The organism is Alteromonas gilva (genome assembly GCF_028595265.1).
Taxonomy (GTDB): Bacteria; Pseudomonadota; Gammaproteobacteria; order Enterobacterales; family Alteromonadaceae; genus Alteromonas; species Alteromonas gilva.
Genome location: NZ_JAQQXP010000002.1, coordinates 237542 through 261512, shown reverse-complemented (window position 1 = coordinate 261512; position 23971 = coordinate 237542). Strand labels below are relative to the sequence as shown.

General features: G+C 51.0%; 20 protein-coding genes and 1 riboswitch. Of the genes, 7 read left to right on the top strand and 13 right to left on the bottom strand.

Annotated features, from left to right (window positions below; all coding sequences use genetic code 11):
• Positions 1-38: 38 nt before the first annotated feature.
• On the bottom strand, positions 39-977 hold the full coding sequence (locus tag OIK42_RS14810) for a cation diffusion facilitator family transporter (RefSeq protein ID WP_273641813.1): 939 nt from the start codon (positions 975-977) through the stop codon (positions 39-41).
• Positions 978-1356: 379 nt separating this feature from the next.
• Here OIK42_RS14810 and OIK42_RS14805 point away from each other — a divergent pair, with 379 nt between their 5' ends.
• A complete protein-coding gene (locus tag OIK42_RS14805) occupies positions 1357-1719 on the top strand; it encodes a YkgJ family cysteine cluster protein (protein ID WP_273641812.1) in 363 nt (120 codons plus the stop codon).
• A 163-nt stretch (positions 1720-1882) separates the two neighbouring features.
• Positions 1883-4057: a S9 family peptidase gene (locus OIK42_RS14800; RefSeq protein ID WP_273641811.1), complete on the top strand. Its 2175-nt coding sequence runs from the start codon at positions 1883-1885 to the stop codon at positions 4055-4057.
• 108 nt (positions 4058-4165) lie between these two features.
• On the opposite strand, the gene OIK42_RS14795 is transcribed toward OIK42_RS14800, so the two are convergent.
• The 7 genes from OIK42_RS14795 to thiC all read right to left on the bottom strand — a co-directional run bounded on the left by OIK42_RS14795 (position 4166) and on the right by thiC (position 12127).
• A complete protein-coding gene (locus tag OIK42_RS14795; RefSeq protein WP_273641810.1) occupies positions 4166-5587 on the bottom strand; it encodes a sensor domain-containing diguanylate cyclase in 1422 nt (473 codons plus the stop codon).
• A 288-nt stretch (positions 5588-5875) separates the two neighbouring features.
• Entirely contained in the window at positions 5876-6988 is a 1113-nt protein-coding gene (thiH, locus tag OIK42_RS14790; RefSeq protein ID WP_273641809.1) for a 2-iminoacetate synthase ThiH, read from the bottom strand.
• Positions 6985-7752: a thiazole synthase gene (locus tag OIK42_RS14785; RefSeq protein ID WP_273641808.1), complete on the bottom strand. Its 768-nt coding sequence runs from the start codon at positions 7750-7752 to the stop codon at positions 6985-6987. The genes thiH and OIK42_RS14785 overlap by 4 nt, the downstream gene beginning before the upstream one ends.
• A gap of 6 nt (positions 7753-7758) precedes the next feature.
• Positions 7759-7959, bottom strand: a complete 201-nt coding sequence (gene thiS, locus OIK42_RS14780) for a sulfur carrier protein ThiS (protein ID WP_273641806.1) — start codon at positions 7957-7959, stop codon at positions 7759-7761.
• Positions 7959-8705 carry a HesA/MoeB/ThiF family protein gene (locus OIK42_RS14775; protein ID WP_273641805.1) on the bottom strand — a complete coding sequence of 249 codons (747 nt, stop codon included), beginning with the start codon at positions 8703-8705 and terminating at the stop codon, positions 7959-7961. The genes thiS and OIK42_RS14775 overlap by 1 nt, the downstream gene beginning before the upstream one ends.
• Entirely contained in the window at positions 8695-10200 is a 1506-nt protein-coding gene (gene thiE, locus OIK42_RS14770) for a thiamine phosphate synthase (protein ID WP_273641804.1), read from the bottom strand. The genes OIK42_RS14775 and thiE overlap by 11 nt, the downstream gene beginning before the upstream one ends.
• Positions 10190-12127: a phosphomethylpyrimidine synthase ThiC gene (thiC, locus tag OIK42_RS14765; RefSeq protein WP_273641803.1), complete on the bottom strand. Its 1938-nt coding sequence runs from the start codon at positions 12125-12127 to the stop codon at positions 10190-10192. Before thiC ends, thiE begins: the two co-directional genes overlap by 11 nt.
• A gap of 113 nt (positions 12128-12240) precedes the next feature.
• Positions 12241-12359, bottom strand: a riboswitch (TPP riboswitch).
• A gap of 226 nt (positions 12360-12585) precedes the next feature.
• Between thiC and OIK42_RS14760 the strand changes: the two genes are divergently transcribed.
• On the top strand, positions 12586-13692 hold the full coding sequence (locus OIK42_RS14760) for a lysophospholipid acyltransferase family protein (RefSeq protein WP_273641802.1): 1107 nt from the start codon (positions 12586-12588) through the stop codon (positions 13690-13692).
• Positions 13693-13804: 112 nt separating this feature from the next.
• On the top strand, positions 13805-14566 hold the full coding sequence (locus OIK42_RS14755; protein WP_273642143.1) for an MBL fold metallo-hydrolase: 762 nt from the start codon (positions 13805-13807) through the stop codon (positions 14564-14566).
• A 9-nt stretch (positions 14567-14575) separates the two neighbouring features.
• On the opposite strand, the gene OIK42_RS14750 is transcribed toward OIK42_RS14755, so the two are convergent.
• The 5 genes from OIK42_RS14750 to OIK42_RS14730 all read right to left on the bottom strand — a co-directional run bounded on the left by OIK42_RS14750 (position 14576) and on the right by OIK42_RS14730 (position 20583).
• Entirely contained in the window at positions 14576-15541 is a 966-nt protein-coding gene (locus OIK42_RS14750) for an alpha/beta hydrolase (RefSeq protein ID WP_273641800.1), read from the bottom strand.
• Between the two features lie 127 nt (positions 15542-15668).
• Positions 15669-15884 carry a YgaP family membrane protein gene (locus OIK42_RS14745; RefSeq protein WP_273641799.1) on the bottom strand — a complete coding sequence of 72 codons (216 nt, stop codon included), beginning with the start codon at positions 15882-15884 and terminating at the stop codon, positions 15669-15671.
• Between the two features lie 9 nt (positions 15885-15893).
• A complete protein-coding gene (locus tag OIK42_RS14740) occupies positions 15894-17225 on the bottom strand; it encodes a hypothetical protein (RefSeq protein WP_273641798.1) in 1332 nt (443 codons plus the stop codon).
• Positions 17225-18022 carry an outer membrane lipoprotein-sorting protein gene (locus OIK42_RS14735; protein ID WP_273641797.1) on the bottom strand — a complete coding sequence of 266 codons (798 nt, stop codon included), beginning with the start codon at positions 18020-18022 and terminating at the stop codon, positions 17225-17227. Before OIK42_RS14735 ends, OIK42_RS14740 begins: the two co-directional genes overlap by 1 nt.
• 8 nt (positions 18023-18030) lie before the next feature.
• A complete protein-coding gene (locus OIK42_RS14730; RefSeq protein WP_273641796.1) occupies positions 18031-20583 on the bottom strand; it encodes an efflux RND transporter permease subunit in 2553 nt (850 codons plus the stop codon).
• A 226-nt stretch (positions 20584-20809) separates the two neighbouring features.
• Between OIK42_RS14730 and OIK42_RS14725 the strand changes: the two genes are divergently transcribed.
• The 3 genes from OIK42_RS14725 to OIK42_RS14715 all read left to right on the top strand — a co-directional run bounded on the left by OIK42_RS14725 (position 20810) and on the right by OIK42_RS14715 (position 23742).
• On the top strand, positions 20810-22012 hold the full coding sequence (locus OIK42_RS14725; RefSeq protein ID WP_273641795.1) for an MFS transporter: 1203 nt from the start codon (positions 20810-20812) through the stop codon (positions 22010-22012).
• 213 nt (positions 22013-22225) lie between these two features.
• Positions 22226-22819, top strand: a complete 594-nt coding sequence (locus OIK42_RS14720) for a TetR/AcrR family transcriptional regulator (RefSeq protein WP_273641794.1) — start codon at positions 22226-22228, stop codon at positions 22817-22819.
• Positions 22816-23742, top strand: a complete 927-nt coding sequence (locus OIK42_RS14715) for a DMT family transporter (RefSeq protein WP_273641793.1) — start codon at positions 22816-22818, stop codon at positions 23740-23742. The genes OIK42_RS14720 and OIK42_RS14715 overlap by 4 nt, the downstream gene beginning before the upstream one ends.
• The last annotated feature ends 229 nt before the right edge of the window (positions 23743-23971 follow it).

Here is a 23971-nt window from a genome sequence, read left to right as displayed (position 1 = left end):
TGGCGTGGTGAGTACACCACGCCAAAGCCTGGCCCCGGCTAGTCGTCACGGCAATGCTCGCCGGGCATCTCAAATTCTATTGTCGTATGTGCCAGCGCAAAGGGTTCCAATGATTCAGCCACCCGCCGCTTTAAGTGGCAGGCTTTGTCACCGTCAATGGTGTGATCTAAGACTAAATGAGCAGTGAGCACATGGCTGGCACCATCGAGCGACCAAAAATGCATGTGGTGTAGTTCTTTGACATGCTCAATATCCAGCAAAGCCTGGCGGATAGCCTGTCGCTGGGCTGCGTCCGGATTTACCTGCAAAAACAGTTTTACAGTATAAATGACGTGCTTTACCACGTTAAACAGGATAAACAGCGTAAACGCCACCGACAACAACGGGTCGAGTATCGGCCAGTCGACAAATTGCAGCACGATTGCCACAATAAGTACCGCCACCCAGCCGAACATATCTTCCAGCAAATGCCAGTTGAGCACCTTTTCATTTAACGTATCGCCACCGTGCAGTTTGAAAGCCGCGAACCCATTCACTGCAACACCTAAGACCGCCAGCGCCATCATGCCTTCGGTAACCGGCATTTCTGGTGACCACAAACGCGGAATGGCTTCAAATAACACCCAGGCAGAGCCGATGATCAAAATCACGCCGTTAATCAAAGCACCAAGCAGACTTAAACGCTTAAAGCCATACGAATAATGCTCTGTGGCATCCCGCTTCCCCACCTTACTTAAGTACCAGGCCAAACCAATCGACAGCGAGTCGCCTAAGTCATGAACCGCGTCAGCCATAATGGCAACGCTGTTGGTTAACCAACCGCCGATAAACTCAATAATGGTAAAACAAAAGTTTAACCAAAATGCCCAGCTTATCCGTTGCTCATCAATTTGATGATGATGGTGGTGGTGGTGATGATGGCCATGACCATGGGAATGATTATGGGCGTGATCATGGCTGTGACCGTGATCGTGCATAGCGCGTGTTCCTTTTTTATAAATAAGCTGTCAGGCATTTCTAGCTGATAAGGATATCGGCTTTACGTCTTTCAGACCAGTGTGAATGTCATGGCAGGTTCATTAGCGTCATAGCAACATTCTGCGGTTACTCTCATTGCCGTAAGGCGCCTTGTAAATGTCGTCGGCTCAGGTAACCCAGCCAGTGCGCAGCACCCTGAAAATCCGTTCAAAATATTCCTCAAGCAATTGTGTTTTATATATTTATATTTGTTATTGCATTTTCATTTTAGTGGCATAATGGCGTGCAACGCTCGCGCCAGAGTCACACCTCGTGACGCCCCGTTGCTGCTAATCTTAATCATGCAAAACCGGTGTCTTATCGGGTTGTTTGCGCAATATGTGGAGTGTATTGACAGTGTTTTCCTGTACGGATTGCGGTGCTTGCTGCGCGACGTTTCGCGTCTCTTTTTATTGGTCAGAAGCTGATCCTTTCACAGGCGGCAGCGTGCCTGCCGAAATGGTCACTAAAATCTCGCCCAGCCTGGTCGCAATGCAAGGCACCAACCAACCCAAGCCCCGTTGTGTGGCGCTGCAAGGGGAGATCGGCAAACAGGTAGGATGCGGCATTTATCCGCAGCGTTCATCAACTTGCCGGGAATTTGCCGCCGGCTCCTCTGATTGCCTCAAAGCACGATTACGGCATGGCCTTAGTACAGCCGGCCAACACGACGAGGTAATGATCCCGATACAGGTCGCTTAACCCAGCCCTGCTGAGGAATTTACATTACCGGGGTATCAACCATAACCTGACAAACAAATTATTGATCTATATGCATTAGGAGGGTTCCCCACCCGCAATAAGGCTGCTAAGTTAATACCTAATAATTCTAACAACCGACAGGAGCCTTTCGCAGGGACCGACCATGAACAAAACACTTCTTCTTCCCTTATCCATCGCAATTGCCATGTTGGCAGCATGCAGTGACGACAAGATGACGCAACAACAACAACCCGAACCGGAAACGCCACTTAACCTCTCGACCTCTGTTGCGGCCCCGGTCGCCAAGAAGGTTGCTTACGAACTCACCGCACACGGTGAAACCCGGGTCGATAATTATTATTGGATGCGCGATGATAGCCGCACTGATGAAGCGGTATTAAGCCATCTCGAAAAAGAAAACAGCTACGCCGAGAAAGTGCTGGCACCATTAGAGAGCCAGCAAGAGGCACTCTACGAGGAAATGACCGCAAGAATTCCAAAAGACGACTCCTCGGTCCCGGTTAAACAAAACGATTATTGGTATGTGACCCATTACCAGGGTGATGGCGAATACCCTATCTATGTCAGAAAACCCAGCCTTGACGGTGAAGAGACGGTTCTGCTTGATGGCAACAAAATGGCGGAAGGCGAAAGCTACTTTAACATTGGCAGCTATGCTGCAAGCCCTGACAATACGCTACTTGCGTACACCGTCGATACCGTCAGCCGCCGTTTATATACGCTGCGGGTTAAAAACATCGAGAGCGGTGAAATACTCAGCGACACACTAACAGACACTAACGGTCAGGTTTATTGGGGTAAAGACAACACCACCCTTTATTACATTAAGCGCGACAAACAAACCCTGTTAGGCTCGCAGGTTTACCGTCATACCCTGGGCACCGATCAGGCTGACGATGAACTGGTGTATGAGCAAACCGACCCAACTTTTTATACCTCACTGGGGAAAAGCAAAGACGGTAAAGTGATTTATATTTATCACGACAACACCGAGCAGACAGGCGTAACGTTAATCGACAATAGCAGCAATGATGCCACCCCGGTGCCTTTCTATCCGCTTGAAGATGGCCACGAATACTCTGTGGCAAAACGTGGTAACGAGTATTTTATTCTGACCAACTGGCAGGCCGATAACTATCGCATTATGAAAGTGGATGCGGGTAACACCCAGGATCGTTCCAAATGGCAGGAAGTGGTCGCACACGATCCTGACATTTATATCGCTAGTATGGAATTACTCAGCGACTACGTGGTGTACAAAGCCAAAGAAAATGGTTACCTGCGTCTGGAAGCCTTATCGTTAAAAGACGGTGAGCAGCGCACAATTCCGACCGAAGATCCTATCTATACCGCCAGCTTCACTGGTAACACTCAGCCCGACACCAACACGGTACGTATTTATTATGCGTCACTCACCACGCCCCCCAGCTTCTTCGACATTAACCTGGAGACGCTGCAAAGTGAGCTGAAAAAGCAAACCAAGGTGGGCGATGATTTCGATTCAGATAACTATCAGTCAGAACGCCTGATGATCACCGCCCGTGACGGCAAACAGGTACCCGTTTCACTGGTTTATCGTAAATCGTTGTTTACCAAAGATGGGTCGAACCCGCTGTTTCAGTATGGCTATGGTTCTTATGGTTCGACCATCGACCCAACCTTCAGCACATCATGGCTGTCGATGTTAGACCGCGGCTTCGTGGTAGCGATTGCGCATGTGCGCGGCAGTAAAATGCTCGGTACCCAATGGTACGAAGACGGTAAAATGGGCAATAAAAAGAATACCTTTACCGACTTTATCGATGTCACCAAAGGGCTAATCGAACAGGGTTATGCCGACCCGGCGCGCATCTTTGCCGAAGGCGGTAGCGCCGGAGGTCTGTTAATGGGTGCAATTGCCAATATGGCGCCTGAGCTTTATACCGCCATTGCCGCTCACGTGCCATTTGTTGACGTTGTTACGACAATGAGTGACGCCAGTATCCCTCTGACAACCGGTGAATATTCTGAGTGGGGTAATCCGGCCAACAAACAGGAATATGAGTATATCCTGACTTACTCGCCCTATGATCAGGTGAAAAAACAAGATTACCCTCATATGTTTGTCACCACTGGTCTGCATGACTCACAAGTACAATACTTTGAGCCAATGAAATGGGTAGCCAAGCTACGTGATTACAAAACCGACGATAACCTGCTGCTGTTTATGACCGACATGGAAGCAGGCCATGGCGGTGCCTCGGGTAGATTTAAGCGCTACGAGCAACGTGCCAAGGAATATGCGTTTTTCTTCCATTTGGCAGGTATCGAACTGTAATTTAAACCACTGGTTGGTGTCTACCAGCCAGGTTTGTGAGTAATACAACAAAAGCCGCTGGTCTTGCCTGCGGCTTTTTTAATAGCGACGTGCCCTGCCACTGGCAGATTAACCCGTAGAATTTAGCGTGGTGCGGTTTCTACCGCCGCGTTTGGCTTGCAATAATGCCTGATCGGCTTCCTCGAAAGCCCCTTTAAAACCACTTTCTCTGGTCATAGCCGCGGCACCAACACTGCAGGACGGTTTCACATCAGGGTTTGATATTTTTAGCTCCAGCATGCCGCAACGAATGGACTCGGCAACCTTATAGGCACTTTGCAATGATGTTTGCGGTAGTAACAGCATAAACTCATCACCACCAAACCGGCCGATAATATCGCTCTCCCGAATTTTGCTTTTTACCATGCGGGCAAACTTTTGCAGCACCTCATCGCCAATCAAATGCCCGTACTGATCATTAATCTGCTTAAAATTGTCGATATCAAACAGCAGCAGGGCGGTTTCAAAATTATACCTGGAAGCATGTTTTAAATTTTGCTCGGCGAGCTTTATAAAATGCTGGCGCATGACAGTTTGGCTAAGATAGTCGGTTCTGACCTCTTTATATAGAGCCTGATTATGGGAAACCAGTGCCGGTACTGCCATGGTAAAATACGCGGCACTGGCAACCACGCTAATCGCCACCTGAAAAATATAGGCCTGCTCGCCCATTTGCAGCAGACTCACCAGTAACGCTGCAAGAAAACTAAACAGCGCCACACTCACGGCAACACGCATAGGCGATTCGGTATGCACAATCCACATTTGTGGCAGTGCAATAAAAAACACCAGACTGGCGACTTCGGCAGAACCAGAATAATTGGTCGCCAATGCAACCGCAATCAGCAGCGTACTGGTAATTGCCAGTTTAGCGGCAAACAGCAAATAATCCGAACGGCCAGAGGGTTCATAGCGCAATGCGAACAACAGGCCCTGGCGGGGATAAATTCGGTTAACCAGGCCAATAAACACCGGAACCAGGACCAACAAACCCGACATATCGCCAATCCACCAGGCTAACCAGGATTGCACTAACGTAGGAAGATGCACGCCGTCGTAAAGCACCATAATGCCCACGGAAGACATGACTAAGCTTGAACTCGCTGCCACTAACAAAAAGCGCATGACGGGTTGGTAAAGATTCTGATGACTGATCCGGTCAATGAAGGAACGAAGATAGTTAGCACTTACTCCGTACACACCACAGTGCATTATGGCAAAGAGAGTACCAGCCTGAATGAGTTCCTGGGTCGAACGGCCATCGTTAAACAGGAAGCTTTCCCACACCGTCGAGAGCAGACATGATAAAAGCATTGCCGGTGCAGCATACCAACGGAGCAACAGAAAACAGGCAAACGTGAAACCGGCAGGCGGAAACCAGATACTGGCATGAGGTGCGTACTCATTAAAAACTGACAGTCGCCAGAGTGCCAGCCAGATGACGACCAGCAGTATATGTCTAATTAATGCAGAGATTGTCGTATTTCCCACAAAACATCCATAACATACAGCAGTACACAGATTTACCACCAGTGAGCGTGTATTTTATATACGCTCTCAGCTTTCCTGCTTCTCGCGCCTTGCTATTCAACAACACTGGATAAAAAATACGACATGCTGTAACTACATCGATAGCAGTTAAACGACAACGAGCCCGATTAACCACTTCGCAATGCACAACCTGTATCTTAAGTGTGAGACAATATTCAGAAAATCGCAATCCTTCTTAAGTATGAACTTCCCGATAAATATGTTAGCCCGCTAACAGCGTGCGCCGTGTTAGCCTGAGTATGCCTGGCACCAATCAGTCCAAACCGGCTCCAAGCCTTTGGCTCTCACCGCATCCGCCACCAGTGGCACGCTGCGCTTGTCATCGGTACTGAATTGTTCGAGAGCGGCGGCCGGATTGCTGTAGCCTCCGGGCTCGGTACTCGACGCGGCACTCATACTGGTAACGCCAAAGGGTATAATACGGTCGCGTAAAGCCGCCGACTCGCGGGTAGATAAGCTGATTTCGACACCCGGGTTGAGCAGCCGGTGGGCGCAAATGAGTTGCAGTAATTGTCGGTTACTGATTTCGCCCGGATGTGAGGGCTGACCAACGCATGGCCGTAAACGTGGAAACGACAAGCTGTAACGACTGCGCCAATAGTGTTTTTGCAGGTAATCGAGATGTAAGGCGGTAAAAAAACTGTCGACGCGCCAATCACTCAGTCCCAGTAAAGCGCCCACGCCAATTTTATCGATGCCGCTTGCGCCCAGACGTTCGGGGGTTGCCAGACGCCAGTCAAAGTCCTGTTTATTGCCTCTGCGGTGATAGTGCGCATATTCACGGCGATGATAGGTTTCCTGATACACCAGCACCGCATCCACGCCAAGGCCTTTGACGGTTTGATAATCCGCCGTGGACAACGGCTGCACTTCCAGCGCGAGGTAGCTGAAGTGCTTTTTGATAAGTGGCAACATACGCTTAAAGTAATCGATACCCACCTTACGTTCATGCTCGCCGGTCACCACCAGCACACTGTCCAGCCCCATGCCTTTAAGCACGCTTATTTCAGCCAGTAGTTCAGTTTCTGACAGGGTTTTGCGCTTTAGTGCATTACTCATTGAAAAACCACAGTAAGTACACTCATTGGCACACAGATTCGACAAGTAAAGCGGCGCGAAAAACTGCATGGTATGGCCAAACCGGCAACGGGTTATTTCTTCAGCGCGCCGCGCCATTACCGCTAAAAACGGCTCGGCCGCCGGTGACAGCAAGGCCATCATGTCATCTAAGGAAGGCGCCGATACCGACAGCGCTTTTTTAACCTGGGCTGCGCTGCTGCTGCGAATGCGCATACCAATGTCATCCCAGTCGTAGGCCGCTAAGATATGGTTAAAACTCACAGTCCCTCCAGCAGCGATTCGATAGGGCTTGAGGCTACTGCGTATTGCTGGGTTGCAGCCAGGCCAGCGGTATATGCCTGGCGGCCGGCGGCAACCGCATTGGCAAAAGCGGTCGCCATAGCAACCGGATCCTTAGCCGCTGCCATGGCGGTATTCACCAGTACCGCATCCACCCCTAACTCCATTGCTGCAGCGGCATGACTTGGCGCACCAATACCGGCATCCACCACCACAGGCACCGATGACTGCTCAACAATAATGCGTAAAAACGCCGCCGTTTGCAGCCCCTGGTTAGAGCCAATCGGTGCGCCTAAGGGCATCACCGCTGCACACCCCACCTCTTCTAACCGCTTACATAACACCGGATCTGCCGGGCAGTAAGGTAGTACTACGAAGCCTTTTTTAACCAGGACCTCCGCAGCATGTAAAGTTTCTACCGGATCGGGCAATAAGTAGCGCTGATCAGGGTGAATTTCCAGCTTCAGCCAGTTTGTTTGCAGCGCTTCCCGGGCGAGTTCGGCGGCAAATACCGCCTCTTCAGCATTACGTGCCCCTGAGGTGTTAGGCAGCAGCTGCACACCAAGTGCTTGTAAAGGCTCCAGCAACTGATCCTGGCGTCTGTGTACATCAATACGCTTCATGGCCAGCGTCGCTAGCTGACTGCCGCTGGCGGCTATCGCGTTTTGCATGACACTGGCACTGGCGAATTTACCCGTACCGGTAAATAGCCGCGATGAAAAAGTCTTATCCGCTATAGTAAGCATTTACTATTATCCTCCTGCTACGACACTGAATAGGGTGATAGAGTCGTTCGCCTGCAGTGCGTAGTCATCCCAGCGCTGGCGATTAACCACCTGTTGGTTAACCGCCGCAGCAATCCCCTGGCTCGGCAGCTCAAGTTGCGTAATGAGGTCGGCCAGGTGTGTGTGCGGCGATACTGTTACGGGCTCGTCATTGACAATTACTTGCATCAGGCTTCTCCACAGACAGAACAGCCAGCCAACGCTGGCACGCTAAAGGTACGCCAGTCGGCGGTTAAGGCGTTGTATAACATCAGCATTCCCCATTGGGTGTTGCCCATCTTAAGTAAAAATAACAATGCGTTAAGGGCTTGCATAACCCCTAACACACCCACTACCGGGCCAAGAATTCCCTGCTCAAGGCAGTTGTTAACCGGGCCTTGCTCTGGTGTGTACAAACATTGGTAACAGCCGTGCCCGTGTTTAGGGTGCAGCATGAGCAGCTGCCCCGCTACGCCGCTGGCCGCTGCGACTATCAGTGGGGTACCTGTGGCGTAGCAGGCCGCATTAATGTGCTGGCGGGTTTGCATGTTATCGCTGCAATCGAGCACGATATCGGCGTCGCGAATAAGCGCTTTGCCGTTAGTGTCAGTAAAACGGCTGACGTGAGGCTCAAGGTTAATCGCAGAGTTGCGTTGCCTGAGCATCGCAGCCGCTGCCTCCACTTTAAAAAGGCCCACATCCTGCTCGGTATAGAGCTGCTGACGCGGTAGGTTACTCAGCGCTACCTCATCATCATCGACCAAACGCAAGGTACCCACGCCGGCGCCGGCCAGATACGCAGCGCTGGCACACCCTAACCCCCCAAGACCAATAATAACCACATGGCGCAACCCGAGATCGGCTTGCTTGCTGTCGTCCATCCCTTCAACCAGCAATTGCCGGCTGTAGCGTGTGTATTCATTGTTAGTCAACATAAGGGTGTGCCTCCTGCAACGCCCGCGCTGCGCCAAGCGGTTCGCCTGCGGCGCTGATGGCTGTCACCACCGCAATGCCACTCACACCGGTGTTCGCAACCGGCTGAATACGCGCCTGGTTGATACCGCCAATCGCTACCGTGGGAATACCACCGAGCAATGCCACGTATTTAGCCAGATTCGACAGCCCCTGGGGATTAGACGGCATCACTTTGGTTTGCGTTGCAAAAATATGCCCCAGCGCGATATAGGAAGGATTCAGCCGTCGTACACGCTGAATTTCTGCATAGCCATGGGTAGACACTCCCAGTCGCAGTCCGGCTTGTGCGATAGCGGTTAGGTCAGCCGTGGCAAGATCTTCCTGTCCCAAATGCACGCCATAGGCCCCATACTCAATGGCAAGTTGCCAGTAGTCGTTAATAAAAAGGCGGGTTTTATAACTACTGGCCAGCGCGACAGCGCGTTGAATTTGTGTGGCTAAATCCGCGCCCGGTGTTTTAATACGCAGTTGGATGATGGCAAATCCCAGGGGTAATAACCGTTCTAACCAACTGAGGCTATCGACCACCGGATATATTCCCAGTTGCTCGCACGCAAGCGGCGCAAAAGCCGGGCCGGTATAGTGCGAGCAATTGTCTTCATCACCAAAGGATGCCATCGGGAAATACTCCTCATGAGCAGGCCAGCCCGTGCGCGCCAGAGGCCCGGAGCCGCGGCCTGCCGCGTAGCCCTCCTCAAGCCCGGCATTGACATAGGCTTTTGCAATACACACCGCATCCTGTATTTGATAGCCCAGTGCCATGGATGCACCAATGGCACTGGCTAGCGTACAACCGGTACCGTGGGTGTGCGCTACATCAAGGTAGCTACTGGAAAATACCCAGCAGTCATCCGCTCTCACCAGCTTGTCGCTCGCGCAATGAGCTTGCTGGTTGCCACCGGTAACCAGCAAAGCCGGGGCGTGGCCGTGCATCGCCGCTAACACCCGTTGTTCAGCGTGCTGCGAACTGTTGAGCGTTAACACCACGCTCACCGCATCGGCCAGCGCGGCCAGTTCGCCATGATTGGGGGTACACACGTCAACAACGCTTAATAGCGACACGATGCCCCGGGGCGAAATCCAGCCCAGGGCATCGCCGGTACTGGCTACCTGTACCGGATCCCATATCACCTTTACGCTGGCATGTTGACGCCTGACCTGCTGAATCACCGCTACCACGGCATCAACCTGTTCGTCATCGCACAGCAGGCCTATTTTAATGGCCTGCGGAGCAATATCAGCCAGTAGTGTTTGGCCCTGATCAACAATGGTCTCACTGCTTACCGTATCAACCGTATTCACCCGCAGCGAGTTTTGGGCGGTCACCGCAGTCACTATAGTGCAGCCATGAACACCGAGGTCGTACAGAGTGAGCAAGTCAGCCTGTACACCTGCACCGCCACCACTGTCTGAGCCTCCTATGCACCACACCGCCGGACGGTGCTTAGTGACCATCGCTGTCGTCTCCCCGCAACTGTGCACTGGTTTGCGGATGATAAAGTTGGGCGCCGCGCGCTTTAAACTTTTGCGACATGGCCTGCATGCCCTCCTCAGCATCTGCCACAGTCACTGCCATCGCTTCATTTTTGGCCGCGACTTCCCGTACTTCGTGAGAGATTTTCATCGAGCAGAACTTAGGCCCGCACATAGAGCAAAAATGCGCCACTTTGCCCGACGCCTGGGGTAAGGTTTCATCGTGATAGGCCCGCGCGGTATCCGGATCGAGCGCCAAATTAAACTGATCTTCCCAACGAAACTCAAAACGCGCCTTCGACATGGCATTATCGCGAATTTGCGCACCGGGGTGGCCTTTTGCCAGATCGGCCGCATGGGCGGCGATTTTGTATGTGATAAGCCCTTGCTTAACATCGTCTTTATTAGGCAAACCCAGGTGTTCTTTAGGCGTCACATAACACAGCATGGCGCAACCAAACCAACCAATCATGGCGGCGCCGATCCCGGAGGTAAAGTGATCATAACCTGGTGCAATGTCGGTTGTTAGCGGCCCAAGCGTATAAAACGGCGCACCGTGGCAATGCTCAAGTTGTTCCTCCATGTTGGCTTTAATCATATGCATTGGCACATGACCGGGGCCTTCAATCATTACCTGCACGTCGTATTCCCAGGCGATCTTGGTAAGTTCCCCGAGGGTATGCAACTCGGCAAACTGTGCTTCGTCATTGGCATCGGCCACAGAGCCAGGGCGCAGGCCATCGCCAAGACTCAACGACACATCATAAGCCGCGCAGATTTCACAAATCTCACGAAAATGCTCATACAAAAAGCTTTCTTTATGATGGCTCAAACACCACTTGGCCATAATAGAGCCGCCCCGCGACACAATGCCCGTGACCCGCTTGGCCGTCATCGGTACATAGCGCAGCAACACGCCCGCGTGAATGGTGAAATAGTCCACGCCCTGCTCGGCTTGTTCGATCAGCGTGTCGCGAAACACCTGCCAGTTGAGATCTTCTGCCACCCCATTGACCTTTTCCAGTGCCTGATAGATAGGCACCGTACCCAGCGGCACCGGACTGTTACGCAGCAACCACTCACGGGTTTCATGAATATTGCGGCCGGTAGACAGATCCATAATGGTGTCAGCTCCCCAACGGGTTGACCACACCAGCTTTTCGACTTCTTCCTCAATCGATGAGGTCACCGCCGAATTACCAATGTTGGCGTTGATTTTGACCAGAAAGTTGCGGCCAATGATCATTGGCTCAGATTCAGGGTGGTTGATATTGGCCGGAATAATGGCACGCCCGGCGGCCACTTCCTGACGAACAAATTCAGCGGTAATTTGTTCAGGCAATTGAGCGCCAAAGGTTTCACCGCGGTGCTGCTGGCGCAGTACGTCGTCTTTTACCTCAGCACGGCCCATGTTTTCACGGATCGCTATAAATTCCATTTCAGGGGTAATAATACCGCGCCGCGCGTAGTGCAGTTGGGTAACGCACTGCCCGGCTCTGGCCTGACGAATTTTACGATTTACCGCCATGCGCAGTGCTCTGGACTGCTCGTCATCGTCACGCTGGCGGGTAAAATCCGATGACGGTATATCTACCGTAAGTGAGTCTTCACGTTCATCAATCCACTCATTACGTATGGGAGACAGGCCTTTGTGCACGTCAATGGTTTGATCCGGATCGCCATAGGGGCCTGAGGTATCGTAAATAGGAATAGGCTCGTTAGGCTGATACACCGGTTGCTGGCGGTCGCCGCCAATCAAGCTATCGGTTTGCATAATCATGCGCATTGGTACCTGAATATCAGGCCGACTACCAGATAAGTACACCCGCTGTGAGCCGGGGTAACACTGGCCGCTTAAATGTTGAATGAACTGTTGCGCTTGTTCGCGCTGTTGACGTCGCGTTGACATAGCATTAATCCTTGTTGTGAAGGTGGAAAATGCTTGTCAGGAGTGTTTAAAAAGACCATCACAAAATGCTGATAAAGCTGGCTGACACGTCGGTGTCAGTGCGCAATAAATAATAGTGATGTTGCCTTGTTCCCTTCGCAGGTATTAGCCTGATCAGGTTCAACGGATCCCGCTTTATGCGGTCTCAGCTTGCATTACATCTGGGTAATGCGAAGCACTCCGACAAGTGAAAATCGGCAACAACATGGCTGTTGCCGAGTACGTAACTGCCACCGAGTATAGGAGATTGTTCGCCATTCATCAACCCATCGCCGGACACCAGGTTAAAGGTTCAGGTTTCGCTTTGCGGCAACGGGAATTCACCAAATCGTCACTTTTCGATGGAATCATAACGGCAACACTACCCAAATAGCTGAATGTGCGTACAATGAGCGCTTTGCCACATCGACGATGGAATTATGTTAACCAATTCTGATAGTTATCACGATATTCGCCCCTATAACGACAGCGAAGTACCTGCCGCTATTGAGCGTCTGATCAACGATCAGGCGTTTATCGATGCCATTGTCAGTCATCGTTTTGAGCGTAGCCCAAAATGGCTGTCGTCACTGCTCGGTCCTTTTGTGAAAATACTGTTGCGTATTAAGTGGCGTAAGTTTAAATCCGTAGCGCATATTCAGGACGAAGTGGGCCGGTTTATGGAAACACTGTTGCAGCGCACCAGCGACGGCGTCACGGTAAAAGGCCTGGATAAACTCGACCCCACAAAGGCCTATATTTTTATTTCCAATCACCGCGATATCGCGATGGATCCGGCGCTGGTAAACTTTGCTTTGCACAGCGCCGGCCATAATACTGCGCTCATTGCCTTTGGTGATAACCTGCTCAAAAAGCCCAGCGCCACCGAACTTATGAAACTCAATAAAGGGTTTGTGGTAAAGCGCTCAGCCAAAAAGCCCCGTGAACTGCTCAAAGCCCTCACCCAACTGTCTAACTTTATTAAAGATGCATTGCAGAGCAATCAGTCTGTCTGGATAGCTCAGCGGGAAGGCCGCGCCAAAGACGGCATGGACTTTACCGATCCGGCCATATTAAAGATGTTTTACATGGCGGGTAAACAGCAAAAACTTGAGTTTGCGGACTATATGAAGTCTCTTAACATTGTGCCGGTTGCCATCGCCTACGAAAACGATCCCTGTGATATCGCCAAAGCCAATGAGCTTTATCAGGTAAACCACCACGGTCAGTACAATAAAACCGAATTTGAAGATATCGACAGTATTGTCAAAGGCATTGTTGGCCACAAAGGCCGCCTGACGGTGACTTTCGGCAGTGTCATCGACGATGATTTTACAACGCCTGCTGAACTGGCCAGCCAAATTGATGCGCAAATTCATCGCAATTATCAGCTTTATCCTATCAACTACCTTGCGGCTAACCAGCAGCACGGCGAAATTACTGCTGAGTGCCGCGCGCGTCTTGACGATAAGCTGAGCCAACTGCCGGCCGAGGCACATCCGTATTTGCTGGCGAATTATGCCAACCCGGTTAACAATGCACGCTAGTGTTTACTGCTGGCGACTTACCGCTTAGCCGGTTTGCATATTGTGCAAGTGGTACGACCACAAAAGCTTTGCTACTATCATTGCCCACGTAAAAAGCGAAGCCGTGGCGTTTATGCGGGTCCATGAGTTAAAAGGCTACATCGAAAATATTTATCTGGTAGAGGAGCCAACCGGTTTATTGTTGCTGGATGGCTGTAGTCGCGCTGATGTTGATAAAGTGTGCACTTACATTACCCGGACACTGCGCCGCCCCTTATCCGATTTAACGCTTATCGTGGTTACGCATATGCATCCTGATCATGCCGGGGGTGCCGTGTTGTTGCAGCGCAAAACCGGCGCTCAGATTGCCAGCCATCCCATGGCTCAACACTGGTATAAAGGTCTGGCAGGTCGCACGGCTCACCTTATTGATGTGGCACTGACCTGGTGGGTAGCAGCACGGCTGGGTAAACCCAGGGCACATATCTGGTATCACCCGGTGTTAGTACCTGATATTACATTGCAGGACAAACAGCGCTTACCGGGATTCGCCGACTGGCAGGTGCTGTATACGCCGGGCCACACCAACCATGACCTGTCGCTATTGCACCGGCCAACGCAGCAGTTGTACATTGCCGATCTGATTGTATCGGTAAAAAAACAGCTCACCGCCCCCTACCCGGTGTGTCATCCTAATCAATACAAACGCTCACTCGCGCGGATCAAACAAATCAGCCCCTCCAGGGTGTACAGTGCCCATGTACGGCCACTCGATGGTCGCTATATTGACTATGACGCGCTGATGTCGCAGGCGCCGGCGTTACCTAAAAATCACTGGCACTCTGCTAAAAACCGTATTGGCCGCGTATTTGGACGACGCAGCACTCAACATTAATGCCTAACCTTACTGCGACATAAATTCGTTGATAGCACCAACCAGCGTCTCATTAAAGCGCCTGGCCAGGTCAGTTTGTGGTGCCACCGACTCAAAGGCATGAAAGGCGCCGGCGACTACATTTAACCGGGTGGAAACACCATCATTTATCAGGCGCTGGGCGTAGTTGATATTTTCATTAACGAACAAATCCAACTCGCCAACACCAATGTAGGTCGGCGGCAAACCCGCTAATGATGCGGCCCGCGCTGCAACATGATGAGCGGGTACTCTAGAACTGCCGGGCGTTTTATTCAGAAAAGCCTGCCAGCCGTACTGGTTTTGTTCGGCTGTCCACAAATACCGGCCGTGATGTGCCGGCGGCACTATGCTACTACCGGTGCGGTCATCCAGCATAGGATATAACAATAGCTGACAGGCCAGTTGATACTGCTGCTTTTGCACCACCTGTTGCGCCATTAGCGCGGCATGACCACCACCGGCGCTTACGCCCAATAAACCAATTTTACCTTTATCGATACCCAGCGTATTCGCCTGCGCAATGGTCCATTCCAGAGCAGCATAATGTTGCGCCCGGGCTTCATCAGCGCGCACTTCCGGAGCCAAACCATACTCCACCGATACAATGACAGTATCGGTTTCCAGCGCCAGTTGTTGCAGACGGGGCAGTGAATTTTGACAATCTCCCATGACAAAACCACCACCATGAAAATGCAGCAATACCGGTTTTACAGCGCCGTCCGGCGAGGCATTAATTATCCATAGCCTGAACGCACGGTACGCGGGCTGCGCTGGCACATTGACGACGGAGTAAGGGATATCGGCAAGGGGCGTCATACCACCAAACTTAGCGCGCTTGCGATAAAAGCCTAAATTGGCGCCGCTTAATGGCGGAAATTGCCTGCTGGCTTGCAATAAGGCATTGAGTGACGGCCGCAGCTCGGGTGCAACGCTTTCATCAGATTCATTCATCATGGCTTGGTTACGGTAGCAAAATACGGTCTTTATAGTAGCTTAACCACCCCCAAATAAAAGCCTGCAATAGCACTTCACTTTATTAGTAAGTACTTACACCTATATATTTTAAAGGGGTTAAACGTGATTATTTGCTAAGTGCCAGCTCTTTTTCGGTTTTAAAGCCAAACACCTTGCGCAGCACAATGGTCGCCGGGCAAAAGCCGGTAAAACTTTGCTGAAAAAGGTTGGCGCCGATAAATACCGTCAACCAGATAAAGTGTTCATTTACGTACACGGTGAGTGCAACCGATACGAGTATCATTAACCCTGCAAATGCTGTTAAGGCCCTTTCTGCTGACATAACTGACTCCTAATAAAAATAACGAAAAGACGCATAGACATTGCTGGCGTCCCGAAACTGTGAATAAAACGTATGCGCCTCATCGCCGTAAAACCAGTTAAAGCCGCTGTTCAGCTGCCACTGATCGACTGGTGAGTAGGACGCTCTGAACCGCATGTAACCATCGCGGTCAGTGGTGGAGTGAAAATTAAACCAGTTGAGTGTTAAACTTTGCCGCAGCGTACGGTATACCAGCTGTGTTGTAATAACATGGCGACGGCGTTGCGGTGCAAACTGCGGCCACAATGAGGTGGTTAGCAGCTTGTCATAGTTGCTGATTTGTTCGGTATACCACTGCACGCTACCGGTTAGATTCGCCACCAGTTCCTGCTCATATCCCAGTAACAACCGGTGCTGGCTGTTGGGCACTAACGGGTTGCTGCCATCCGCCTCTTCCCGCGCATCATGATATGCATATTCAGCCTTGGCCAGGCCCTGCCACAAGGGTGTTTCCACACTGGCGCCCCACACATTTAACCGGCTGTAGCGGGGCAAACCGCTTTCATCCACCGCCTCAGGTGTCTTGTTGTAACCGTGATACCCGTACAACGCCACTTCGGTCTGACCAATTGTATGGTAGGCGCGCGCCGCCCATTCCGGGTTATCAGGCTGATTGTCAGCGGTGACTTCAAAGGCCGGAGCGATATTGCCAGCCAACTGCGGATTGAAAAACGAAAAATACTCGCCGGTAATACCATTGTCGGGTTCAAATTGCGGTGTAAGTACCAGATCGACACTGACCCAGTCAAAATATCCGGATAGCCTGGCCGACAGGCCAGGCGCTTTGAGGTATTCATCATCGCGGCCGGCAAAAAAGGACTGATAATCTTTAGGAAACATATCGTTAAGAAAGAGATAATCCCCCTTACCCCAGGTAAGCACCTGCTGGCCTATTTTGGCATCAAATGCAGCTCCCCACTGGCCCAGAAAGGCCAGATTGCCCTGCCACAGAGCCTCACGGATTTGCACTTCAAGGCTATCCACAACACCGTCGTAATAAATATCACCGCGAAACGCCAGGGTGGAGGTATCGAGGGTATAGTCGGCCTGCAACTGCAGCCGCAGGTCACGCAGTGTGGTGGCGCCGGGCAGTGCCGGGTCTGTTTGTACACGCTGGCCGGCCGCTACCTCAGCAAAACCCGCCCAGGTGAACGGCGAGACTTCTTCGCTTTGTTCGAACTCGTCAAACTCCTCCCAGGCATCCCACTCATCCCCGCTAGTTTGCGTTTCCTGGGCGACCGTTTGGCTCAGGTAAAGTAGCGTCACTGACGTGATGGCAAGCGTTAACAGAAAGCGGCGCATTATTTTATCCACTGTACAGGCGGGTTGCGCAGACTACGCTCAGAAAACACCTCATCCGGCAAGCCCACGTTATATTCGGAACCGCGAAACTCCATTAAGGTATAACCGCCGTTAGTCAAATCAGACACTTTTGAGCGCAGCACAGTGGGAAATCCCTGCACTTCTTCGATCTCAACAGACTCTACCCGCCGGTAGTTTGTATCGTCGCTTTTAAAAAAGTTAATCAGCACCGGTAGTGATGTGGCTTTATCAATTTCGACGATATAATAGGCAAATTCCACCGTGTCCGGCTGTTTAGGGACCGCCTTTAATATATAACGTTCGGCGGTTTCACTGAGCATTGAAAAGTCATCCTGTGATACAGCCCGGCCTGACACATCTTCGTAAAAGAAGTGCGATCCTACGAAGGATGTACGCTTATCGCCCGCGGAGATTCGTTTCACCAAATCAAGCGCTGGCAGGTATAACCAGCGATCATCGTCTTCATTGGTCGCGGCATGTTTTTCGACCCTGAACACCGTGTCTTTTACATCGGTTGGACGCGAGAAAAACACCATCATCTTCTGGTCGCCATTATCTTTCACATCTTTACGTAAAATTGTGAATTGACGCAGCTGTTTGCGCCCCTGACTGTCTACGATCATCATGCGCGCATCAGAACGGCCATCGTCACCGGCGTAATACGCCGTTTTCTCTGCCTGCCTGATGAGCTGGTTAACGTCGACAGCGGCTTGCGCGGTCGGCAGCAATGCACTAAGTACTAGCAGACTGCGTGTAATCAGTTGTGTAAAGGTCATAACAACTCCTAATTAGCCGGTTTAAACACGATGGAACGAATAGCACTCATGGCAGCCGGTAACATCAGTAATGTCACCAGGGCTGAGATTGCCATGATGCTGGCCAGAAATACGCCCACGGTTATGTAGGGCACCAGTGGCGCAAATAGCAGTGGCGTAAAGCCCAGCGCAATGACCAGTGCATTGCGTGTTATTGCACTGGCCGGGCCGGCAAACATCATCGCCATCGTTTGCTTAACACTGTTGGTTTGCTGATAAGTGGCGCGGGCCCGCTCCAGAAAATGAATGGCAAAGTCTACCGACAAGCCCAGCGTCAGGGCGGACAATACTGCGATGGGCATATCGTAATCCTTACCCACCAGGCCTATCAGGCCGTAAATAAAGGTAATCGTGAGGGTCAGTGGCAGCATGGCCAGTACACCGTAAACCAGCGAACGGAACAGTATAATCATCATAACGAATACAATAATAAAGGCGCCGATCAGGCTGTCTATCATGCCTGCCACCATATTGTCCTGCCACACCACATTGAGGTAAGCCTTACCCGCCCAGTCAGCGGTTAAACCTTCTGGTAAGGGATTGGCGCTTATATAATCTCTGACTAAGCTGACAACGGCGCTCATATCCTGATTGTCACCGCTAGTGAGTTGCAGCCAAATAAGCGACGACCGGTAGTCCGGAGTCACAAAATGCCACAGGTCGTTGGGCCGGTGCGAAGACTGATATTGCAGTAAGGTTTGAGCCACACCGCTGGCTGTATCCGGCAATTCATAATCGTTGGCTTTACCCGAGTGTAATTCCCGGTTTACCACCTTCACAACATCGGGCAGCGCATTGGATTTGCCCACCAAACCCGAGGCACCTAAGTGCGATTGCAGCCCGGCTATATACGCCAGTACCTGTGGGTTTTGGAACGTTTTACCCTGGCTGTCGGCAGTTTCGGTCATTGCCATTACCGCTTCAAGATAGGCGGTTTCGCTGGCGGTAACATCGCCAAACAGCTTATCATCAATGGCAAAGATAAGGTTTTGCAGCTGCTCCGCGTGGTTGCCTGCACTTATGTCTGCTAACGTTTGCTGACGCCAGTCGCGCAACGACTCTGGCATAGCATCAACGGCTAACAGATTCGCCGGTGTTTGCTGTTCGCGCTTGTCGGTCAGTACCAGGTAGGCGTTATAAGTGCCGGCAAAATGGTGGTTTAACACGCGGTCGGCAACACGAATTTCATGGTCTGACTTAAACCAGCGCACCGGATTATCGTTGATCTGAATTTGTGTGATACCCCATATCGACAGGGCAAATATGACACCAAATCCGACTAATAAAGTACGCGGGTAGCCCGTTGCAATATTGCCAATGCTTCTGGCAACACGGCCAATCCGCGTTCCCCTGGCCGATACGCCCTGGTGCATGGCCTGCTGTAAATTAGCAAGGGCCTGATCACTCATGCGTGTAAGGTACGCCGGCATAAAAACAATCGTCACAATAAACGCAAACAAAATACCAAATCCAACAAACGCACCAAAGATTTGTACCGGTGGAATGGGCGTTAGCATCAACGAGAAAAAGCCAACCGAAGACGTAATTGATGTGTACAACATTGGGGTAAAAAGCTGACCAACCACGTCTTTTACAACGACGTTGAGATCTTCGCCCGGCTTATAGCGGTCGGCGAATTCCGACAGGATATGCACCGAATCAACGACCGCAATGGGCATCAGGAAAATGGCAATCATCGATGACATGATGTGCACGGTAAAACCAAATCCGATGAGCAGCCCCATGGTAACAATCACCGTGGCCATCGCGACCACCATGGGGGCAATTATCAGCGGTATATTGCGGAAAAAGACGAACAACAATATAAAAATCGTCAATCCCGCCAATGGTGCTGAAACTCCCATCTGGACAAACATTTCCACACCAAACTGGTCTTCGGCAACCGGCAGACCCGTGATATACCACTGTTCGGTACCGTCATACTTATCCATCGCTGCTCTTATCTGCTCAGCAATGCGATAACTTTCATTTTTGTCTTCAATCGGCACGTAGATCGCAGCGGCTTTACCGTTTTGCGATACCAACGTGTCGTAGAGCAGTGGCAGGCGTTCTATGTCGGTTTGAATCTGCTGCGCGGCGGTCTCTGACTGGGGTGCCTGCGGCATCATCCATTCAAAACGAAGCGTTCCTGGCGCGGCCTGGGTAATATTATCCACGGTCGACACCGACATCAGATCAGCGTTAATCACGCCGTCAATGGCCTGAATAGACCGGGTTAAATTGTAGATGTCAGTCAGCGACGAGCGATTGTAAATACCCTGACTGTGCTCATCGTTAACAACTCCCACAACGATGGCATCATGCATAGCAAACTGTGTTTTGGTGGCGTTGTGAAAAGTCCGCGCCGGATGGCTCTCAGCCAGCATATTTTCGGGGTCGGTATCGATGGTGATCCGTGGAATCTGGCTGCCAACCCCTAGCGTCAGCAAGAGCAAAGCAGCATACACCCAACGGGGTTTACGGGAGCTTATCTCAACAAGTTTGTTTGCGATGCGGTTCATATACTGATTGCCCGGACATAATACCTAACAGATGATTCATTATATATGCGACTTTTCTTATATATCAAGTTTTTTATATATTGGTCTGCCGCATGCGTGTGCAGCAACTGGCTAGCAATGGCATATAACACCGGCGCAAAGACAGTCATAGCAAAGGACGTCGCCGACGCATTCCCGTGTTACTATGAACGTTTTCACTGGTTGAACCTGGGTCACAACTGCGCCTATGACATTTCGTTTGCTGTTCTTCTCACTGCTTGCCACAGCCATGGGCCAGTCGGTAGTGATGACTACATTGCCTCCGCTGGGCCGTGAAGCCGGGCTGAGTGAATTTAATGTGGCATTTTTAATGTCCAGTTCGGCGTTAATGTATGCCTTAGGCAATGCGTTTTGGTCACGGGTTGGGAAACGTAAGGGCTATCGGCGGATCTTAATCACCGGTCTGTCTGGCTATACGCTCGGCACCCTGGTTTTTGCGACGGTTTGGTTTGCCAGTTTTCAGGGCTGGCTGGCTGGCAGTGCCTTGTTTATTGCATTACTGGTAGCTCGCACCGGACAAGCTACTATTATGTCAGCAACGCCGCCTTCAGTGGTAGGCCTGGCGATTGCGGTTAGCGCAGAAGACGAGCGAGTAAAGGCGATCAGCAAAGTGTCTTCGGCGCACAGCCTCGGACAAATTCTTGGCCCTACTTTTGCCGGTTTGCTGGTAAGCATTCACCTGCTGGCGCCCCTGTATGCTATTACGCTGATGACCTTTACCGCCGTTATATTAATTTGGCGTTATCTGCCCCGCGAACAGTCTGTTCCGCAGACCTCTAATCAAACGGCGACAGCGGCAACCGGTACCCATAGTATTCAGCCCTTTGTACCACTGCTGATTGCTATGAATGCCAGCGTATTTTTCGCCATTGCCATGATGCAGCAATCATTAGCGTTTTTTCTTATCGACCACCACGGTCTTACCACTACTGAAGCCGCGCAAGGGGTTGGTCTGGCCATGATGATCAGTGCTGTATGCGCGCTGACCATTCAGGTTACCGTGGTGCAACGAACCAGTATGCATCCCGGCAACCTGATTAAATTTGCCTTTCCCTTGCTGGCGGTAGGTTACCTGATCATCTATCTACACCAACAGCAGGTACAGCTTTATCTTGCTATGGTGTTTTTAGGTTCGGGGCTCGGCATCAGTTATCCGGCGATTGCTGCATTGGCGACCTCCAGCTGCAAGCCGCAGAATCAGGCCACGGTTACCGGACTCATTACCGCCTCTCCCGCTATGGGTTATATTATTGGCCCTCCGTTCGCCGCGCTGCTCTATGGGATTGGTCACAGAATGCCATTTATTGCGGCGGCTGTGTTACTCGCATTTGTTGCAACAATAGCACTTGTCCATCTGCGGTCTAAACCCAACCCACTCGATGCACGATAAGCGTTAAACGTTTATCACGCGTTATTACAGCTTATTAGCAAGCGCACTTAGTCGCCTAAACCGCTGCCTATGTACACCCATTGACGAATATATACCGATCAGTCTAGGTGCGTTGCGCGGACAACAAAAAAACGGCCAGGTTAAATATCTGACTTGATCTTTTGCAACCACTATATAGACTAGTCTGTATAGTGGTTGCAAAGTAGATAATTAATGGATACACCTACAGGAAATCTGAGCGCTCGCGATAAGCTACTGCGCGCTGCCAGTGAACTGTTTTATGCGCAAGGTATAACAGCCACAGGTATTGACGCCGTGATTACGCGAGCGGGTGTCGCAAAGATGTCGCTGTACAACAATTTCGCCTCTAAGTCTGAGTTGGTAGCGGCTTACATTGACGCCCGCCACGACGAATGGTTAACCCTTTATACCAAGCGCGCCGCATCTCTCGCGAACGGCTGGGAGTTGATACTGGCCGTTTTCGATGCCTATTGCGATCACGCGGAGTTTGACTATGAAGATGGCTTCAGAGGGTGTGGGTTGCTCAACGCTGCGGCGGAAATGCCGTGTGGCAGTGTTGAGCGAAACGCCGTTAATCGGCATAAACAGCAGATCAGAAGCATCATTCTTGAACACCTAAACACGCTGCCTTTAACAGAAGATCATCAAATGACGACCGGGGAATTAGCCGAACACATCTGTTTTTTACTGGAAGGCGCTGTTTCGTTAGCCGGGTTGGCGAACGATACAGCGGCCATAACAAGAGCGCGAAATATGGCCGACAAACTTATTGAGCAAGCCCTTTGAGCCGCGGTTTTACTGGGCAGCGCTCATATATACTGGGTATTTTTTCGGTGGTGACCGCTGCGATACTATGGGGCACTACCGGCACAGCCGCGACCTTTGCCCCGCAGGTGAGTCCGCTGGCGATAGCTGCTGTATCGATGGGAGTTGGCGGGCTTTTGCAGGCCTTAATGGCCTGGCGCCATATCCAACGAAGCGGTGATGCGTTGCGCCGCTCTAAGACATTACTATTAATTGGTGCAATCAATGTTGCGGTCTATCCCCTGGCATTTTACAGCGCAATGAGGTTGTCGGGAGTAGCGGTTGGCAATGTGGTTTCAATAGGTATGGCCCCCATAGCGGCAACCCTTATAGAAAAGTGTATCGATAGGCAACCAATCACCGGGCGCTGGTTGCTGAGCATGATTGTCGGCGTCACCGGTGTTATTTGCCTGTTGAACGCAAAGCCAACGGGCGCATTTAGCGATGCCAGCGTTGACTGGAATAACTTACTGGGTGTTTTTCTTGGTCTTGTTGCGGCCTTTACCTACGCGATGTATACCTGGGTCGCACACCGTTTAATCAGCTCAGGGATTTCCTCGCAAGCCACCATGGGCAGCATGTTTGGTGGTGGCGGAATACTGTTGATGCCCGTATTACTGATCACCGGCGCGCCACTACTGCACACTACAGTTAATTCAGGCGTTGGTCTGTATATGGCGGTCGTGCCTATGTTTCTGGGCTACTTTTTATTTGGTAAAGGCCTGGCGCAAATCAGAGCAAGTCTGGCAACAACTATTACATTGCTGGAACCCGTGGTTGCAACCTTGTTAGCGGTAATCATCGTGGGTGAGCAACTGTCCCTCGCCGGATGGCTTGGCGTTGGCCTTATTGGTATCTGCCTGGTTATTGCCACCGTGCGAAAGCCAATTCGTAGCAACGCTTGATCTGCCTCACCACCTACTATCAGCACTCAACACGCCACCAAAAAAATAGCCAATCCATATAATAATGGTACATTATGGTGTGTAAGCACTTACAATTTAAGTTTGACGGCAACGCAAACATAAAGGGTAAGTAAGCAAACACTAACATGTTTTATTGGTACTTCTGACAACGAATTTAACGCTGCTTGTCACAAACTTCTCGCCAACCTGGACTATTATTAGTGTATTG

What these genes read in the sequence shown, in the direction of transcription:
- OIK42_RS14785 (WP_273641808.1), bottom strand. Translation starts at nt 7,752, where the DNA reads ATGCTTACTATAGCGGATAAGACTTTTTCATCGCGGCTATTTACCGGT.
- thiE (WP_273641804.1), bottom strand. Translation starts at nt 10,200, where the DNA reads ATGGTCACTAAGCACCGTCCGGCGGTGTGGTGCATAGGAGGCTCAGAC.
- OIK42_RS14760 (WP_273641802.1), top strand. Translation starts at nt 12,586, where the DNA reads ATGTTAACCAATTCTGATAGTTATCACGATATTCGCCCCTATAACGAC.
- OIK42_RS14725 (WP_273641795.1), top strand. Translation starts at nt 20,810, where the DNA reads ATGACATTTCGTTTGCTGTTCTTCTCACTGCTTGCCACAGCCATGGGC.
- OIK42_RS14745 (WP_273641799.1), bottom strand. Translation starts at nt 15,884, where the DNA reads ATGTCAGCAGAAAGGGCCTTAACAGCATTTGCAGGGTTAATGATACTC.
- OIK42_RS14750 (WP_273641800.1), bottom strand. Translation starts at nt 15,541, where the DNA reads ATGATGAATGAATCTGATGAAAGCGTTGCACCCGAGCTGCGGCCGTCA.
- OIK42_RS14730 (WP_273641796.1), bottom strand. Translation starts at nt 20,583, where the DNA reads ATGAACCGCATCGCAAACAAACTTGTTGAGATAAGCTCCCGTAAACCC.
- OIK42_RS14740 (WP_273641798.1), bottom strand. Translation starts at nt 17,225, where the DNA reads ATGCGCCGCTTTCTGTTAACGCTTGCCATCACGTCAGTGACGCTACTT.
- OIK42_RS14800 (WP_273641811.1), top strand. Translation starts at nt 1,883, where the DNA reads ATGAACAAAACACTTCTTCTTCCCTTATCCATCGCAATTGCCATGTTG.
- OIK42_RS14775 (WP_273641805.1), bottom strand. Translation starts at nt 8,705, where the DNA reads ATGTTGACTAACAATGAATACACACGCTACAGCCGGCAATTGCTGGTT.
- thiC (WP_273641803.1), bottom strand. Translation starts at nt 12,127, where the DNA reads ATGTCAACGCGACGTCAACAGCGCGAACAAGCGCAACAGTTCATTCAA.
- OIK42_RS14805 (WP_273641812.1), top strand. Translation starts at nt 1,357, where the DNA reads ATGTGGAGTGTATTGACAGTGTTTTCCTGTACGGATTGCGGTGCTTGC.
- thiS (WP_273641806.1), bottom strand. Translation starts at nt 7,959, where the DNA reads ATGCAAGTAATTGTCAATGACGAGCCCGTAACAGTATCGCCGCACACA.
- OIK42_RS14735 (WP_273641797.1), bottom strand. Translation starts at nt 18,022, where the DNA reads ATGACCTTTACACAACTGATTACACGCAGTCTGCTAGTACTTAGTGCA.
- OIK42_RS14755 (WP_273642143.1), top strand. Translation starts at nt 13,805, where the DNA reads ATGCGGGTCCATGAGTTAAAAGGCTACATCGAAAATATTTATCTGGTA.
- OIK42_RS14810 (WP_273641813.1), bottom strand. Translation starts at nt 977, where the DNA reads ATGCACGATCACGGTCACAGCCATGATCACGCCCATAATCATTCCCAT.
- OIK42_RS14720 (WP_273641794.1), top strand. Translation starts at nt 22,226, where the DNA reads ATGGATACACCTACAGGAAATCTGAGCGCTCGCGATAAGCTACTGCGC.